We start from the raw sequence: 16,405 nt of genomic DNA, 5'->3' as shown, positions 1-16,405 counted from the left end.
ATATAGATAGTCAAACGAATAAAACCGCTTGGTGCTGGAACACCAAACGGTTTGTGCATAGCCCTTAAAGGGGGCGACTCACATTTTGAGAAAAGTAACCATGAAATGCTCGTCAGGCTAGGGTGGTTACTTTTTTTGTGACAGAATTGCTGCTATGAGCGTTCCGAACGAGATCATTAAGACCAATCCTTCGAAAACTGTCATATAGGCCTCACCCCCTTTCATAAAGGGATGAGCCACCACCCATGAAAGCCTTATGCACTTAGTCGCATTATATCATACAATGGTTTTATAACTAAAGGGTCAGAAGGCTTAGTTAGTTGAGTGTTGGCACCGTTGATCGATCGTTTCAAGTGCTCTATAGATAAATGTTTAGAATGGGGAGAGGAAAAGGTGGATATTGGGGAGCAAAATCGTTTTGCGTGGGACAAGAAAGTGGAAGACAGGGCAGTTTATACGCAGGAAGCATCTAGCGATGTAATTAAAAAAAGTAAAGCGGGAAATTGGGAAATAACCGTCACGACGAATAGACCTGTTCCGAGAAGCTGGTTTCCTGCATCTCTTACAGGGAAGAAAATCTTGTGCTTAGCTTCTGGTGGGGGACAGCAAGGGCCTATTTTAGCTACAACTGGAGCTGACGTTACAGTATTTGATATATCTAATCGGCAACTGGAAAAAGATTCGCTCGTCGCTGAACGTGAAGGATTAAATCTAAAAACTGTACAAGGTGACATGACGGATTTATCTTGTTTTCAGGATGAAACGTTTGATATCATTGTTCATCCTGTTGCAAATTTGTTTGTGAAAGATATTTCCCATGTTTGGCATGAAGCGGCTCGGGTGTTAAAAACGAACGGTACACTTATTTCTGGTTTTACGAATCCTGTGTTATTTATTTTTGATGATGAAGAAGATCGAAAAGGAAATTTAGTTGTAAAGCATACAATTCCTTTTCATTCTTTACAAGACCTTTGTGAAGAAGAAGTAGAGACGTATTTAAAAGCAAATCACACGATTGAATTTGGTCATACTTTAGAAGACCAAATTCAAGGGCAGGTGGATGCAGGCTTTGTGATTGCAGGTTTTTTTGAAGACGATTTTGGGGGCAAAAGACCGATAGATCAACATTTAAAATGCTTTATCGCAACAAAAGCAATAAAGGCATCTATTTAGGAAGGTTTGTGAAATGCGTATTAGTAACGAGTTATATTTTAAGATAAAGTGCTTGTAAGACTCCTACTTAGAAGATGTGCGCTGAGCAAGCACTACAGCATTTAAAGCCTTTTTATACTATAAAAAAGTATAAGGTTTTTTGGTTTATCGTAATAAACAAAACTAGAGCTATAGACTTGCCAACAAGCCAAGTTTTTCTAAAAAGATAGGAATGTATAAAATTAGGGGCTTATGTATACAAAATAACCGAATAAGCTACGTTCGGCTCCATCGCCCAGCAACTAGGCGACTTCACGAATCGTCCTAAGCTAAGTCATCATCAGTTCGTGCTAAATGGGAGACTAAAAACGGGCTTGCTTTAGTGCGGCGGCATAATCCTGTTGCAGGAGCATGATTCCTAAAACTTTAGCTGATTTGCTCTACTCGCTACGCTACTAACCAGGCTCCCCGAGACTTTGGTTTATAGTATAAGAAAAACTATGTCATTCGCCATAAGACGTGGCGGCAAGCCAAACTTTTCTAATGAAAAAGTAAACAATATCCTTTTAGAAAATGTCAAGTTGATTTTAAGGCAAAACCCGAACGTTGCTTTTTTTACATCAAAAAGTCATAAAATATCCATTTGAAATTTAATACGAAGTGGTCTATTATATAACTATATATAGTGTTTGTTTTATTTTCCCGACACTATATATAGTTATTTGTGTATGTAAATGCTTTATGTTTTTCATTCAATTAAAACTCTAAACATGATCTTATTACATAAATAGAAAAAAACATATTTCGTTCGCAAGGTGTCCTTTTTATTTTCGAGAAGGTTTTACCAACCGCAAAATAATTTCACGGGAAAATAACACCTACACTCTTATTTAGAGGGTTCAGGTCGTGCCTTATAGGTAGTAGGAAAGAGTAATTCCTACAATGGAAAGAATGGAGGAAGAAGAAAAATGATTGAAACAAAAAACACTCCCAAAAACATAGGTGAAGACTTGATGCTGGCTTTTCAAGACATTGTGTCAAGCTCTAATCAAGATTTAATTCAAGAAAATGCCAATGTTGATGGCAGATCGCCATGTGGACAGATGAATAAATTTGCCAATGAAAGTGCGAAGTTCTATGCAAAGCAACAAATGTTAAGCGAAGAAGCTAACCAAGCTGTAGCAGAAAACTATATTCATATTCATGATTTAGACTATATGCCGACAGGAACGGCTACTTGTTGCCAAGTTCCTTTAGGAAAATTATTGGAAAAAGGATTCAACACGGGACATGGTCATATGCGCTCCCCACAAACGATTTTAAGTGCGATGGCGTTAGCGGCGATTATTTTTCAAAGCAATCAAAACCAACAACACGGAGGCCAAAGTTTTCCAGCATTTGATTATGATTTAGCACCGTTTGTTAAACGTTCCTATGAAAAACGTTTACGGAAATTAAAACAGTACCCGCTTGCGCTTTCTAAACAGGAATTGGAGGAATTAGCGTGGTCGGAGACAGATCATGAATGCTACCAAGCATGCGAGGCGTTTATTCATAATTTAAACAGCCTTCATTCTCGAAGTGGTGGTCAAGTTCCGTTTACGTCCATTAATTATGGTACAGATACAAGCAGAGAAGGTAGAATGATTGTAAAAAATTTATTGTTAGCTACGCAAGCAGGTTTAGGTAAGGGAGAAACGCCAATCTTTCCTATTCAAATTTTTAAAATGAAAAAAGGCATTAATTTCTATAAAGAAGATCCAAACCATGATTTGTATCAACTAGCGCTTAAAACGACAGCAAAACGACTGTTCCCTAATTTTAGCTTTATTGATGCACCTTTTAATTTACACTATTATGAACCTGATAACCCATACTCAGAAGTAGCTTATATGGGATGTCGCACACGAATAATGGCTAATCGTCACGGAAAAGAAAATAGTCTTGGCAGAGGCAACTTGTCATTTACAAGTATCAACTTAGTGAAATTAGCACTTACTACACAATCTTTTGAAGCTTTTATACAAAAATTAGATGAATACGCAGATATTGTTATACGTCAATTGTATGATCGTTATTTATTTCAGGCGCGTAAACTTGTGAAAGATTTCACCTTTTTGCATGGGCAAGGAGTATGGGAAGGAAGTTCACAATTAGGCCCTGAGGATAGATTAGAAAAAGTGTTAAAACAAGGAAGCTTAAGCGTTGGTTTTATCGGCTTAGCAGAATGCTTAGTAGCCTTAACAGGCAAGCACCACGGCGAATCTGATGAAGCACAGAGTACTGGGGAAGAAATTGTTGCGTTTTTACGTAGCAAATGTGATCAGGCTTGTGACCAATATGATTTAAATTATTCCTTAATAGCAACTCCTGCTGAAGGTTTAAGCGGTCGGTTTACCAAGCAAGATCAAAAGGAATTTGGCAGAATACCAGGCGTTACTGACAGAGATTATTATACAAATTCGTTTCATATCCCAGTATACTATCCAATTTGTGCTATGGAAAAAATAAAACGAGAAGCAATATATCATCCATATACGAATGCTGGCCATATTACGTACATTGAAGTAGACGGCGATGTAAGTAAAAATTTAAAGGCGATGGATACACTTGTGAAAACAATGGCAGAAAGTGGTATTGGTTATGGAAGTGTGAATCATCCAGTAGATCGATGTAAAAACTGTGGTTATACAGGGATGATAGATAATGAATGCCCTAAATGCCAAATAACGGATGAAAAACAAATCGACCGCATTCGCCGGATTACAGGTTATCTTGTAGGAACGATGGATAAATGGAATACGGCAAAAGCCTCGGAAGAACATGATCGGGTGCGGCATGTGTAATGGATACAGCAAGCGTGTTATCTATTTATCATGATTCGGTTGTCGATGGAGAAGGATTACGTGCTGTTATCTTTTTTGCAGGTTGCCCTCATTTCTGCAAAGGATGCCATAACCCGAAGTCATGGAATTTGCGAAATGGCAAAGCAATGCATGTAAATCAAATTGTAGAAGAAGCGCTGAACCCATTAAATGATATTACATTAAGTGGTGGCGATCCGTTTTACCAAGCAGAGGCTGTAGCTAAAGTAGCTAAACAACTTAAAGAGCATGGTAAAAACATATGGGCTTATACGGGATGGACATTAGAACAATTATTAGAGAATAAAGATCCGCACCAGTTAGAGTTACTGCAATATGTGGACGTACTTGTAGATGGTCCATTTATTCTAGCAGAACGTGATTTAACGTTAACGTTTCGTGGAAGTAAAAATCAACGTATCATTGATATGAAAACAATGCAGAATCATTCCATTATGGATGACTAATATACAAACCAAGAATATAGTGCATTTTTACACTATAGAAAAATATAACGCTTAAAGTTCTCGCCCAAAAAGGTCATGGGATCATTTGACGCACGACATATACAGTTATTCAACAAACCACGATATAAAGTGTTTTTTGCAAGTGTGATTTTTAAAAACCTACCTTTTTGGGAATTACCCAGCTTCAAGATGTATTCTAAGAAAACTACGCTTGCGCCATAAAGATTTGGCGGTAAGCCGAGTTGCTCTAAATTGGATGAAAAAACCAGGCTAGTGCGAATCAGCACTAGCCTAGTTTCGTGGTTTAATTTATCCAATTAAAAGTTAAGTTTTAGTCCCAGCGCTTTGAATTAGATTTATATAAAATGTTGAGGTTTGTAGGTGCTTATAAGGATTTCATTTTTATAAATGAAAGATGCTAGCTGGAAAACGTCTAAGCAGGAAATAACAGAGCCTGCACCTAACAATCTGTGAAAGATAAGGTTGAAGCTGAAATTCAAATTAACAGGCAAACAACATTTTTACTATGTATATCCTTTCTAAAAACGCATAAAATATGCTTGAACTTTTCTGAAAGGAGTTTGTGCCATGAATCAGTTAACGCAAACCGAATTAGAGAACTTGCGTAAGATTATTGGAGGTCATGGGATGATCGCTAATAAATTGGAAACTTACGCACAATCCGCCACAGATCAAGAGCTGAAATCTATTTTGCTTCAAGATGCACAAGCTGCTAGACAAGCGCAGCAACAGTTATTACCATTTTTACAATAGGAGGGTTCTCATGTTACAAGATAAAGACATTGTGAATGATTATCTAAATGGATTAAATTCGAGTTTAAAGAACTATGCCGATTATATAGCTCAAGCCAATAATGCACAGCTAAGACAAACGCTCATAAATTTGCGTAATGGGGATGAATCTCGCCAACGATCGCTTTATAGTTATGCCTCGCAAAAGGGATTTTATAAGCCAGCCATGCCCGCATCGCAACAAGAAGTACAACAAGTGAAAACGGAATTGTCTTCCGGTCAATAAAAGCACTCACTTCAATAACATGTATACGTTTGGATGTAAGTACTTTTCTTATTCATGGTGCCCCGCCCCCATTGTAAGCCATGGCGGTAGCATTCTTGCATGCTTTACTGATTCTCCCGAGCTATGCAGATGCAATTAAAAATGATTCCAAGTCTTAAGTACAATATTCTTCAATAGAAGTTAGTCATATTTTTTTCTTTATGTAAAAACCTTCCTATGCTATGATATTTTTAAATAGGAGGGTTTTTCTTGATCTATATTGGATTGACAGGGTGGGGAGATCATTACTCCTTATATGCTGAGCAAATTAAAGCAAAAGATAAATTAGCAGAATATAGTAGCCATTTTCTTGTTGTGGAAGTGGATGCATCATTTTACGCAATTCAGCCAGTGAAGAATGCAGAAAAATGGGTAAGAGAAACACCTGCTAATTTCCAATTTGTCGTAAAAGCGTACCAAGGGATGACGGGACATAAACGGAAAGAAGAGGATCCGCCTTTTGAGACGAAAAAAGAGATGTTTAACTCATTTATAGCATCGTTACAGCCGTATCAAGAGGCGGATAAGTTAGCAATGGTTTTATTTCAATTTCCACCTTGGTTTGATTGTACGAAACAAAATGTGACCTACTTACGCTACTGCAAGCAAATGATGGGAGATATTCCCGTTGCTTTAGAATTTAGAAATCAAACTTGGTTCAGCGATCGTTTTCGCCAAAGCACATTGTCATTCATGAAACAAGAAGGCTGGGTTCATTCGATTGTAGATGAACCACAGGCAGGAGAAGGTTCTATCCCGACGGTTCCAGTAGTAACCAATGAAGCGCAGACGCTTATCCGTTTTCATGGTAGAAATGCTGTTGGTTGGAATAAACCGACGAGCATTGATACAAATTGGCGTGATGTACGTTATTTATATAAGTATAATCAAGAAGAGCTTATAGAATGGAAAAAAGTGATACAGAGATTAGAAAAAGAAACGAAGGACATTGTTGTGTTATTTAACAACAACTCAGGTGGTGATGCTGCCGAAAACGCCAAGCAATTTCAAGAACTTTTAGGCATTGAATATGAAGGACTCGCTCCGAAGCAGTTGGGATTGTTTTGAGCTAATTTCGGCTCTTCGGTATTAGTATTGAAAAACAAGATTATTTTTCATATTCCAATCTATTATTCCTTATTTACTGTTACATAGATCGTTGCAATAAAGTGATTGCCGTACGATATCCTCTAGCTTTTCTTTTGGCAGTTTGTATTAAACTGTTCGATTCTTCTAGTAGCCTATTTGTCATTTTGGTTTCAAACCACCTAAAAATACCGCTTTTATGCTTTTTTAACTTTTACCATAGGATTTAGTTGGAAACGAACGACTCAGTTATACCATTCATCAAAATATATCTCAGAAAGGATGGTATCTGGTCCTTTTTGTAAGGACAATTTAATACGATATGCGCGAACTGTTGCCAAATCCAAATCCTTTGAAGTTATTTTTTTAGCCATATACACCAGTTGTATGTATATTTTGGAACTTGGGTGACTCTGAGAAACAGAGCCACCCAAGTTTTTACTTTAGTTCAAATCTTTTGCAATACTGTCTACATACATTTCTCTAGTTAAAAGGTTTTTCTTTTCTACAGAACTAGGACCAATAAATTTATGTCCAACCGCAACATAAGTTAAAACAAACGCACCTGCAATATGCGTTACACCCGCATAGGAATACGCTATAGAAAGTGCAAATCCGGGTTTAAGTGAAAAGGACTGAGCTTCTTCATCTGATATAGGCTGTCTGGAAATGGCTTGTTCAATTTCTTTATGAAATATATCTGCTAAAGCTTTTTCAGTTTCAATAATTGTTTCCTCAATTACAATCTGATCCCCACTTTCAATTCCTTCTTTAAATTCAATAAAAAATTGAGAGTCGTAATCTTCTAATTGTTTTTCAATGTATTGAATTTTTTTGCTCTCTTCTTCAGAATAAGTATAACCATCTAGTGCTGGTTCCCAAAAATCTGAAAGTGCATTACCTACTTCGCCAATTCCGAAAAACACTCCTTCAAAAAGTTCTTGACCAGTGTAATTTTGTTCCTGTGACTCAGTAGCCTTTGCATTTACGGTTGCAAAAATAAAATAATTTATCCTACCAATTACCAAAAAACTTCAATCTGTATTTTGAAAATTAATCTTTATTAAAATGAATGTTGTAAGTATAACAATTAAACTTACTAACACCCATACAGTCCATTCGAATAAATACTTAATAGTTATTGGTAATATCAAAATAATTAGGCCTATCACTATAGAAAATATCCCTACGTCTTTTGATAGTTTTTTTTTGTTACCACTAAATTCAGTTTCTTTGTATCCAGCTATTAAATTTCTTTTTTGCTTTCTCCAAATTAATAATCCACTTATAATAAAGTAGACCCCAATGAAAATAGAAATTATTATTGCGGTTTTTAAGTCGGTATTTAAAGACAATATTAATCTTCTCCTTCATAATTTCCCAGACATTTAGGTGATTCATAACTTTTTCTGGATTTCTCATATATATTTAAATAGAACAATGTAAAGTACTATTGATATAAAAGTGCTAACTATTACCAAAGATTACCACTATATATTATAACTTAATTGTGGATTAGTATATCAAAATTAATGTTAAAATCAATAAAATTTTCTAATTTTTGAGTGATAGTGTTACCTAAAGGTTATTAGGAATCGTAATGACCATTTTTTCTTCTGTGTTAGGTTCCTTTTTTATACCAGATGATGGCGCATGGTTTAAGCCTTTTGGTAGAGATGTAGCAATTATAATAACAGCAATTACTTATTTATTTGGGCAGTTTGTCGTTAGGTGGATAAGGAGAGGGAGTCCTTCTGAAAAAAAGTAGTACAGTTCATTTAACGAATTTTTTCATCTTCCTAATAGCAATGAACACGAAGCAAACAACAAGCACAAGGCAACATAGAAGTAAAGTAAACTGTAATAGTTGTTGTTGATCTTTTACGTAAATGGCGATAAATGTCCATATATAAACAAGTGGTAAGAAAAGGTCTTGATTACGAAGGGTAATTCGAGCCGCTATTCCTGCCACTAACAAGATGACAATGACCGTCCAAATGAACTCACTTAACCCTAAAAATGAAGTTATTCCTTCACTTTTTGCATAAGTGAATAGGTTAACTACACTAGCTAAGGATACCCATCCAAAATAAATCGAAAATGGAATGCGGTCAAGTAAGCGACTGAAAGAAATTGTCCATACGACACGGTACATCCAAATAAGCGTACCTAATAATAAGAGGATAATAATCGTTGATAGTAGTATGTTGTCACGAGTGAATGTTAAAATCCACAAACTATTTAAAACAAAATTAATGGGAAGAACAAATTGAAACTCTTTGTATAAAGTAGCTTTGTCCCCTTGAATAAAGAATCCTCGAATAATCCAAATAAACAAAAATAAGTAGATAACACCCCAAATAGCAAAGGCATATCCAGCTGGCTGAATAAGCGTTTCATACTGATTGGCTATTTGTCCTACATTGCTCCCAGCGAAATAATTAATCCCAACCATCATAGCAAAGAAAATAAGATACATCATTATAATATATTTCGAAGTTTTCATGGTATAACCTCCTCCTTAAGGTCATCATATACCAATGTATTTCCTTTTATGCTATCGCTGTAAACAAATTTAAAAAATAGTGCGTTGTCTTGTCTCGAAATGAAGTATAATTGACTCTCCTGATATTTTTTATAAAGGATTAGAAAAACTTGGCTTACGTCAAATCTTTATGACAGAAAAACGTTATTGTTTTCCTTATAGTATAAAAAAACAGTGGGGAAAACCCCACTGACTATTTTACCGCACCACGTGTTACGTTACCAATGATCCATTTTTGAGCGATGAGATAAACGATGATCATTGGCAATAAGGCAAGTAAATAAGAAGCAAATGCTAAGTTATAGTTTGTACTAAATTCCGATTGGAAAATATATTGCACTAGCGGCAACGTAGCATCTTCTGGGTCTGTCAGGATGACCAATGGAAGCATGAAGTCGTTCCATGCATATAATGCAGTAAGAATGGCTACAGTTGCATTCATTGGTGAAAGCAGTGGGAAAATCACTTTCCAGAAAATTTTCCAAGAACTTGCGCCATCCATGACAGCTGCTTCTTCCAAAGCAACTGGAATTGATTTGATATAGCCTACATAGATAAATACGTTAAAGGAGAGCTGAAATACGATATACAGAAAGATCAGTCCGATTAGGTTATCCATGCCAGCAATAGCTGTTTGCCGCACTAATGGCAACATAATGATTGGAAACGGTACAAACATAGCACTTACAAAGTAATAGAATAAACCTTTATAAAATTTCTTATGCATATTCCTAGCGATCGCATAGGACACAAGGGAATTAGTTAACACCGTTAAGATAACGACGCAAAATGTAACGAGGAAGCTATTGGATAATGCATGAAAGAAATTGGTCATTTCTATGGCATCAAGGAAGTTTTGAAAACGCCACTCATTTGGTAAGGAAAGGAGTGGTTCTACCATCTCTTCTGGTGTTTTCAAAGCAATATTGATCGTTAAATATAACGGGAAAAAGATGAGTAACGTTCCTATAATCAAAAGGCTAGTAACAAGCCAATTTTTTCTCTTTTTCATTGTTGCACCTCCCGTTTTTGTAAGAATCTAAGTTGAATAATGGAAAGGACAACAATGACAATAAAGTAAATGACTGCGTTAGCAGATTGGTAGCCAAATTGTCCGCCTTCAAATCCACCTCGATAAATGAGTACGGAAATAGATTCCGTTGCATAACCTGGTCCGCCACCAGTTAAAGCAATAATGTGGTCAAATACCATTAAGAACGTTTTTAATGCAAGTACCATATTAATGGTAAAAAATGGTGCGATTAATGGGAAGGTAATTTTCCAAAATCTTTTCCATGGAGAAGCTCCGTCAATCGATGCGGCTTCATAGACATCTCCCGGTACTGTCTGTAAGCCAGCTAAATAGAGAATCGTATTAAATGCTGTCGCTTGCCATACCGCCATAATAACAACGCCGACCCACGCATAATCTGGACTACCTAAAATATTTGTTGCTAGCGCTTGAATACCAAGTGCCTCGGAAAATTGCGGTAAGAAAATCGTGAAAATAAATTGAAATATAAACCCAACGATAAGAATACTTAATATATTGGGTAAAAAATAAATGGCACGTAATGTTTTTTGAAATTTAATATTCGCATTTAAACCAAGGGCAATGAGTAAACTGAACATATTTACTAATATGGTTGATACAATAGCGAATTGAAAGGTAAAACCATATGCATTTAATGCACGCATATCTTGAAATACGTTAATATAATTAGAAAAACCAATAAAATCCCAGTCACCATAACCTCGCCAATTAGTAAAACTGTAAAATATTCCTTGTAGAAGAGGAAAGGTGTGAAAGATAAAAAACAAAATAACGGCAGGGATGGTCATAAATAAAAATGCTCGTTGTCGACTTTTCAATTCATTCACTTCCTTAATATCTTAATTGGATTTGGTCCCACTCACGATCCAAGTCTTTCAACAATTTGGAAGTGTTACCTTGGTAGAGAAATTCCTGTATCATATTTTGAGCGCCCATTCCAGCCGGATAGAAATGGTCAGGAAAGCTACTAATTTTTCCTTCTGTAAAGTTTTCTTGAATGCCTTTCATAATGGGATCATTCGATATGACGTCTGTACGAACCGAAAACGCAGATTGTTCATCCATATACTGTTGCTGTTGTTGTTCCTCTGTCATAAAAGAAATGAATTTTTTCGCTTCTTCTGGATGCTTGGATTCTTTTAACGTTGCAAAAAGAACATCAATTCCGGAAACTAAATTATTTTCTGCCGGATCATTTGTAACTGGCAACGCAAATACACCGAGATCAAGTTCAGGATTTAACTTGAGCAACTCCGGAATTGCCCAGTTTCCTTGTGAATAGAAGATACCTTTTCCTTGTGAAAATTCACGGTTTCCATCGTTATAACCAATTCCAAACATACGATCATGTCCATATTCTTTTAATTGTAACAATTTTTTCGCTACTTCTTGATGTGTATTTTGAAATGTGACTTCTTTATTTGATTTTTTTTCGGCAAATTGTTTTGGTTGTAAGTTTCCTGCTAATGAATTCCATGCTGGCAACGTTGTCCATGAATCTTGGAAAGTAAAGTAGATGGGAATTTCGCCTGTTGTTTTTGCTTTTTCAAGCACTTGAATAAAGGCATCCCATGTTTTTGGAACATCTTCCCCCAGCTCTTTTAACTTAGTCTTATTGTAAATCATCGTATTGGCGTTAGCGGCAAAGGGAACGCCATGAACGCCTTCTTTTTCAGAGCCTTCTAAATCAGAAATAGTTTGTAAATAAGCGGGTTGAATCTGATCGAGCATCGGTTCTCCTTCATAGTTGACTAACATATCAACATTTACTAATTCCCTGTATAAAGCATTTCCGCCGATAGCTAGCATATCTGGCATATCATCTTTAACAAGTCTTGTTCGTAATAACGTTTCCGCATCTGGCGGAGCATATAATTTAATTCGAATATTCGGATGCTGTTCTTCAAAACGTTTAATCATAGATTCATATGTGGATATGTTTTCTGCTTTATTTGAAAATAATTCTAGTTCTACAACATCTTCTTTTGGGGAAGAAGTGTCGCTACAGCCGACGAGTAAGAGGGCTGCAGCGAGTGAGATGGCTAGAGAAGTGATCATTCTCATTAAAAATCTCCTTCTTTCTAAGCAAGCCTGTATATAAAGGCTTCATATGGTTTAAGAGTAAATTGGCGAACGGAATGCATCGTTTTTGTTGGCTCGTTCGTAATTAAGATTTCTTGGCCTTCTGGCACGTTTGGTAGTTCACATGTCTGTTGCTGATCTGTAAAGTTACATACGACGAGCAAAGTGTCTTCTTGATGTGTTCTCGTGTAAGCAAATATTTCTTCGTTATCTTCAAGTAATAAATCAAATTTTCCGTGGATGATGGTCGGTTCTTGTTTCCGCAAGGCAATTAATTGCTGATAATAATAGAATATAGAGTTAGGATCAGCAAGAGCTGCTTCTGTATTTATTGTCGTGTAATTTGGATTTACGTTTAACCAAGGTTGTCCTGTTGTAAATCCTGCATGTGGCTTGTCACTCCATTGCATTGGTGTTCTAGCGTTATCACGACCAATAGCATAAATAGCTTGCATTAAGTCCTCTTTATGATGCCCTTGTGCCAAGCGTTCATGATACCAATTAATCAGTTCGATATCTTCATAATCATCAATGGAAGGGAATTGGACGTTCGTCATACCAATTTCTTCTCCCTGATAGATATAAGGTGTTCCTTTCATGCCGTGGAGGAGAGTGGCGAGCATTTTAGCTGATTTCTCACGGTATTCTTTATCATTGCCAAAACGAGAAACGACTCTCGGTTGGTCATGGTTATTCCAGTACAAACTATTCCAGCCTTCATGTTCTAGACCGTACTGCCATTTACTTAGAATTTTTTTTAAATCGGTAAGCTTCCAAGGCATGTTGGACCATTTCCCATCTGGTCCATTCCAAAGTCCCATATGTTCAAAATGAAATACCATATTCAGTTCTTCACGTTCTTCCCCAGTGTAAAGCTTCGCATCCTCGACGGTTACACCTGGCATTTCTCCAACTGTTAAAATATCATAATCAGCGAGCACTTTTTGATTCATTTCATGTAAAAATTCATGAATACGCGGTCCATTCATATGAAATTCAAATGCGGAAACAAGTTCTTTACCTGGATCTGGTTCGCGTTCAGGCATGGTTTGATCTTTCGATATTAAGTTGATCACATCCATACGAAAACCATCTATTCCTTTATCTAACCACCAGCGCATCATTTGGTACACGTCATTACGGACATCTGGGTTTTCCCAATTTAAATCAGGTTGCTTTTCGCTAAACATATGCAGAAAATATTCATCCGTTGTCTCATCATATTTCCATGCAGAGCCGCTAAATGCGGATTCCCAATTCGTCGGTGGTTGCCCATTTTCTTTTCCTTTTTTCCAAATATAATAATCTCTTTTTGAATGGTTTTTACTTGATCTTGACTCGACAAACCAAGCATGTTCATCGGATGTGTGATTCACTACAAGATCCATTACGATTTTAAGACCGCGTTGATGTGCTTCTTCAAGCAATGTATCAAAGTCTTCCATCGTTCCGAATTCATCCATGATTTTTTGGTAATCACGAATATCATAACCATTATCATCATTTGGGGAATCGTACACAGGGGATAGCCAAATGACATCGATTCCAAGCTTTCTCAAGTAGTCTAGTTTTTGAATAATTCCTTGTATATCTCCAATTCCATCACCGTTGCTATCATGAAAGCTACGTGGATAGATTTGATAAACGACGCTTTCTTTCCACCAATTATTTTGTGTCATGAAAACCTTCCTTTTCTGTTTGAGGTTAAACGTTTACTCTACTGCTAGTAAACTTGGCTTGTCGCCAAACCTTATGGCGAAAGCCTTCGTTAAAAAGAAAAGATGAACTTGTTATATTTAAAGATAGAGTAACTTGTGTAGGTATAATAACTGAATAGCCACATCCAGCGCATTCGCCCAGCAACTAGGCGACTTTTAAGTTATCATCGGTTCATGGCTAAGGGGAAGGCTGACTAAAAACGGGTTTGCCGAACGATGTCGGTATACCACTTGTTTTGTGGCATGAATCCGATATCTTTCATTGGTTCGTTCCAGTCGCTACGTTGCTAAACTATGCCCCGAGCCTTTGTCTTTTTCACCGATTCTCTTTCAATTATTTTGTGTTCCATGATAATCGAATCCATATCTTCCCCCGTAATACACTGGCATAGCAACTCGCCAGCACGATACCCCATCACGTCGAACTCTTGAGATACAGTAGTTAATGAAGGAACAGTCATTGTAGCTAACTTCGTATTATCATAGCCAATAACGGATACATCTTCAGGGACACGTATTCCTTGTGCATTTGCTTCAGAAATAACACCAGCCGCCATTTCATCGCTTGCTGCAACAATTGCAGTAATCTCTGGGTGGCTTTTCATAATGGAACGAAATGCATGTTTGCCATCTTCAAAATAGAAGGCGCTACTCCAACTAATCTGTGATGATTTACAAGGAAGGTTTGCATCATTTAATGCTTGCTTAAAGCCCTCCATCCGAGGCGTACCTGCAATTAAGTCATGAGGCGGTCCACTAACCATAGCGAGTTTTGTGTGCCCATGCTTGATTAAATAATTCGTAGCATCATAGGTAGCTTTTAGATCATCGACTTTTATTTCCGGTATGTTCTTTAAATCAGATATTCCCGATAAAGTGACAAAAGGAACATTCATTTGCTTAACAATTTTTTGGAAATTTTTCGTCAGCCTTCCACTTGCAAATATAACGCCCTCCACCTGTTTTTCATAAAGTAATTGTAAATAGTGCTTTGTTTTATCAGGGTCGGACAATGTATTACAAACAAATACACTCTTTCCGTAAACTTGCGCAGCCGCTTCTATGCCATGTAGCATTTCTGCACTGACCATTCCAGACACCGCAGGAAACAGCACTCCAATTGTTCCGCTTTCATTATTAATTAAACTACGGGCAATAGCATTAGGGAAGTACCCCATCTGTTCAATCGTTTGCATTACATGCTGCTTTGTTTTGTCAGAGTAGCCCTTTCCCGTATTATTTAAAATCCGAGATACTGTCGCAATAGACACATTTGCTTCTCTAGCAACATCTTTTATCGTTGATTTTTTCATGTTATCTTCCTTATAGAGTAAACGTTTACTTTATTTTAGCGGATACGAGGGAGGATGTCAATAAGAATGAGGTGCAACGGAGAAAGTTGCTAGTTCCAGCTTGGAAGTCGCTCATGATTACTGTAAAAACACTCGCCCGCGTCCGGTAATCGCTCATGAACGAAGAAAAGCGCTCGCGCCCGTCCAGGAATCGCTCATGAACGAAGAAAAGCGCTCGCTCGCGTCTAGGAATCGCTCATGAACGAAGAAAAGCGCTCACGCCCGTTCAGGAATCGCTCATGATCAAAGAAAAGCGCTCGTTCGCGTCTGAAAATCGCTCATGAACGAAGAAAAGAGCTCGCTCGCGTCTAGGAATCGCTCATGATCAAAGAAAAGCGCTCGTTCGCGTCCGGTAATCGCTCATGAACGAAGAAAAGCGCTCACGCCCGTCCGGTAATCGCTCATGAACGAAGAAAAGCGCTCGCTCGCGTCTGAAAATCGCTCATGATCGAGGAAAAGCGCTCGCTCGCGCCCGGTAATCGCTCATGAACGAAGAAAAGAGCTCGCTCGCGTCCGGTAATCGCTCATGAACGAAGAAAAGCGCTCGCTCGCGTCCGGTAATCGCTCATGAACGAAGAAAAGAGCTCGCTCGCGTCTAGGAATCGCTCATGAACGAAGAAAAGCGCTCGCTCGCGTCTGAAAATCGCTCATGAACGAAGAAAAGCGCTCGCCCGCGTCCGGTAATCGCTCATGAACGAAGAAAAGAGCTCGCTCGCGTCTAGGAATCGCTCATGATCAAAGAAAAGCGCTCGCTCGCGTCCGGTAATCGCTCATGAACGAAGAAAAGCGCTCACTCGCGTCCGAAAATCGCTCATCCCCGTACAGAAAGTCGCAACTTCACATGCTTAGTCTATACATGCTTACAATATCCTTCAAAAAGCTTTGCAAAATGTTCGTCGAAAGCTTATTTATAACCCAATCTCTACTAGATGATTAACCCTAATGTCCAATCACTCCGTATGTCTCGTTAATAGTATAATCTTGTAAAGAATAAAATATTTGCCTTA

The 16,405-nt window shown here is 37.5% G+C and carries 16 protein-coding genes and 1 pseudogene; 7 read left to right on the top strand and 10 right to left on the bottom strand.

Going from position 1 to position 16,405, the window contains the following annotated elements; all coding sequences use genetic code 11:
• Window positions 1-126 precede the first annotated feature (126 nt).
• Entirely contained in the window at window positions 127-204 is a 78-nt protein-coding gene (locus D9780_RS21690) for a putative holin-like toxin (RefSeq protein WP_371413748.1), read from the bottom strand.
• A gap of 189 nt (window positions 205-393) precedes the next feature.
• Between D9780_RS21690 and D9780_RS15700 the strand changes: the two genes are divergently transcribed.
• From D9780_RS15700 to D9780_RS15675, 6 genes are all read left to right on the top strand, one after another.
• Window positions 394-1,173: a class I SAM-dependent methyltransferase gene (locus tag D9780_RS15700; RefSeq protein ID WP_121640736.1), complete on the top strand. Its 780-nt coding sequence runs from the start codon at window positions 394-396 to the stop codon at window positions 1,171-1,173.
• A gap of 947 nt (window positions 1,174-2,120) precedes the next feature.
• Window positions 2,121-3,998, top strand: coding sequence for an anaerobic ribonucleoside triphosphate reductase (locus tag D9780_RS15695; RefSeq protein WP_121640735.1), 1,878 nt, complete (start codon window positions 2,121-2,123; stop codon window positions 3,996-3,998).
• Window positions 3,998-4,483: an anaerobic ribonucleoside-triphosphate reductase activating protein gene (gene nrdG, locus D9780_RS15690; RefSeq protein ID WP_121640734.1), complete on the top strand. Its 486-nt coding sequence runs from the start codon at window positions 3,998-4,000 to the stop codon at window positions 4,481-4,483. The genes D9780_RS15695 and nrdG overlap by 1 nt, the downstream gene beginning before the upstream one ends.
• A gap of 588 nt (window positions 4,484-5,071) precedes the next feature.
• Complete coding sequence (locus D9780_RS15685; RefSeq protein WP_073007055.1) at window positions 5,072-5,257, top strand: hypothetical protein; 186 nt, start codon at window positions 5,072-5,074, stop codon at window positions 5,255-5,257.
• A gap of 10 nt (window positions 5,258-5,267) precedes the next feature.
• The gene (locus D9780_RS15680) at window positions 5,268-5,522 is read left to right on the top strand and encodes a spore coat protein (RefSeq protein ID WP_121640733.1); all 255 of its coding nucleotides are present in this window, start codon (window positions 5,268-5,270) and stop codon (window positions 5,520-5,522) included.
• A gap of 249 nt (window positions 5,523-5,771) precedes the next feature.
• Complete coding sequence (locus D9780_RS15675) at window positions 5,772-6,629, top strand: DUF72 domain-containing protein (RefSeq protein ID WP_121640732.1); 858 nt, start codon at window positions 5,772-5,774, stop codon at window positions 6,627-6,629.
• A gap of 109 nt (window positions 6,630-6,738) precedes the next feature.
• Here D9780_RS15675 and D9780_RS15670 read toward each other — a convergent pair.
• From D9780_RS15670 to D9780_RS21685, 3 genes and pseudogenes are all read right to left on the bottom strand, one after another.
• Window positions 6,739-6,840, bottom strand: a pseudogene (locus tag D9780_RS15670) (transposase); the annotation flags it as partial.
• Window positions 6,841-7,090: 250 nt separating this feature from the next.
• On the bottom strand, window positions 7,091-7,675 hold the full coding sequence (locus D9780_RS15665) for a sporulation delaying protein family toxin (RefSeq protein ID WP_121640730.1): 585 nt from the start codon (window positions 7,673-7,675) through the stop codon (window positions 7,091-7,093).
• A 6-nt stretch (window positions 7,676-7,681) separates the two neighbouring features.
• Window positions 7,682-8,002, bottom strand: coding sequence for a DUF3784 domain-containing protein (locus D9780_RS21685; protein ID WP_162985900.1), 321 nt, complete (start codon window positions 8,000-8,002; stop codon window positions 7,682-7,684).
• Between the two features lie 245 nt (window positions 8,003-8,247).
• Between D9780_RS21685 and D9780_RS21200 the strand changes: the two genes are divergently transcribed.
• A complete protein-coding gene (locus D9780_RS21200; protein ID WP_162985899.1) occupies window positions 8,248-8,415 on the top strand; it encodes a hypothetical protein in 168 nt (55 codons plus the stop codon).
• 6 nt (window positions 8,416-8,421) lie between these two features.
• Here the strand turns inward: D9780_RS21200 and D9780_RS15655 are convergent, their stop codons facing one another.
• The 6 genes from D9780_RS15655 to D9780_RS15630 all read right to left on the bottom strand — a co-directional run bounded on the left by D9780_RS15655 (window position 8,422) and on the right by D9780_RS15630 (window position 15,359).
• Window positions 8,422-9,153: a tryptophan-rich sensory protein gene (locus tag D9780_RS15655; RefSeq protein ID WP_121640728.1), complete on the bottom strand. Its 732-nt coding sequence runs from the start codon at window positions 9,151-9,153 to the stop codon at window positions 8,422-8,424.
• A gap of 232 nt (window positions 9,154-9,385) precedes the next feature.
• Window positions 9,386-10,204 (bottom strand): carbohydrate ABC transporter permease, encoded by an 819-nt coding sequence (locus tag D9780_RS15650; protein ID WP_121640727.1) that lies wholly within the window; start codon window positions 10,202-10,204, stop codon window positions 9,386-9,388.
• Window positions 10,201-11,064, bottom strand: coding sequence for a carbohydrate ABC transporter permease (locus tag D9780_RS15645; protein WP_121640726.1), 864 nt, complete (start codon window positions 11,062-11,064; stop codon window positions 10,201-10,203). The genes D9780_RS15650 and D9780_RS15645 overlap by 4 nt, the downstream gene beginning before the upstream one ends.
• Before the next feature lie 13 nt (window positions 11,065-11,077).
• Window positions 11,078-12,310 carry an ABC transporter substrate-binding protein gene (locus tag D9780_RS15640; protein ID WP_121640725.1) on the bottom strand — a complete coding sequence of 411 codons (1,233 nt, stop codon included), beginning with the start codon at window positions 12,308-12,310 and terminating at the stop codon, window positions 11,078-11,080.
• 17 nt (window positions 12,311-12,327) lie between these two features.
• Window positions 12,328-14,007 (bottom strand): glycoside hydrolase family 13 protein, encoded by a 1,680-nt coding sequence (locus D9780_RS15635; protein WP_121640724.1) that lies wholly within the window; start codon window positions 14,005-14,007, stop codon window positions 12,328-12,330.
• Window positions 14,008-14,333: 326 nt separating this feature from the next.
• Window positions 14,334-15,359 (bottom strand): substrate-binding domain-containing protein, encoded by a 1,026-nt coding sequence (locus D9780_RS15630; RefSeq protein WP_121640723.1) that lies wholly within the window; start codon window positions 15,357-15,359, stop codon window positions 14,334-14,336.
• Window positions 15,360-16,405 lie beyond the last annotated feature (1,046 nt).

The sequence above is a fragment of the Virgibacillus sp. Bac330 genome, assembly GCF_003667845.1.
In the GTDB taxonomy this organism is placed as follows: domain Bacteria; phylum Bacillota; class Bacilli; order Bacillales; family Amphibacillaceae; genus Virgibacillus; species Virgibacillus chiguensis.
This window is presented reverse-complemented; position numbering and strand designations above follow the sequence as displayed.